At 72.6% G+C, this 898-nt stretch carries 2 protein-coding genes; both read right to left on the reverse strand.

The window, feature by feature from the left end; translation table 11 throughout:
- Positions 1 to 223, reverse strand: a 223-nt coding sequence (locus CCN44_RS41010) for a TetR family transcriptional regulator (protein ID WP_143650435.1), incomplete at its 3' end; no start/stop codon positions are given.
- Positions 220 to 898, reverse strand: a 679-nt coding sequence (locus CCN44_RS41015; RefSeq protein WP_244204057.1) for a DUF4166 domain-containing protein, incomplete at its 5' end; no start/stop codon positions are given. The genes CCN44_RS41015 and CCN44_RS41010, both read right to left, overlap by 4 nt.

An 898-nucleotide genomic window follows, 5' to 3' on the forward strand; every position in this document is an offset into this window, starting at 1 on the left:
CCCGGTACCGGGCCACGGCCTTCTCCGCGCCGTACCGGCACGCCGCCGCCAGCAGTTCGTCCACCGATCCGAAGTGGTAGAAGACCAGCGCCTGGTTGACACCGGCCGCCGCGGCCACGGTACGGGCCGACGTCTTGGCGATGCCCTGCTCGGTGAGCGTCCGCAGGGCGCCCTCCAGCAGCCTGGTCTTGGTCTCCTGCGCCTTCGCTGTCTCCGGGCTCATGCGCGCGCCTCCTCCCGCACCGGACGCAGCCCGGGCCGCACCCCCCGCGCGCGGACGTCGGCGTACGACACGGTGAAGGAGCCCTCGTAGCCGAACAGCGGCCCGACGTACCGGTTCACCACGCGCACGCGGATGCGGAAGCGGCCGGTCTTCTCGTCGTACGACTCCCGCACCTCGGCCGTGGCGCCGATGAGGTCGGGGACGCGGACGTCCACCGGCCCTTCGCGGAACCGGTGGGTGCCGGAGCGGATGAGCAGGGAGCCGTCGGGCTCGGCGTGGAAGTGCAGGTCGGTCGCGAGGTGCTGGTGGGTGCCGAGGTAGTCGAGGATGCGGTCGCCCCGGGGCCCGAGCACCATCTGCGCGTCGAAGCGGCGGACGCGGCCGGGGAGGTCGAAGGTGCGCACGAAGCTCACCGTCTCACGGCCGAAGGTGTCGGCGTACGGCACGTTCTCGATCATGAAGGGGATGTCACGGCCGGCCCGGGGGACCAGGATGTTGCGGGTGGCGCCGAGGGCGAGGAACGGCTTCACGAACGCCGGTCCGTGCCAGATGCGGTCCATGACGCCTCGGCCGGTGCACGCCTCGCCACTGGCCAGGCCCACCGAGAAGCGGCGCCGCAGGGCCGGGTGGAGGCGGTGGAAGCCGGGGCCCATCGCGGTCTGGAAGATCGAGGTC

It is taken from the genome of Streptomyces tricolor (assembly GCF_002155905.1).
Classification (GTDB): domain Bacteria; phylum Actinomycetota; class Actinomycetes; order Streptomycetales; family Streptomycetaceae; genus Streptomyces; species Streptomyces tricolor.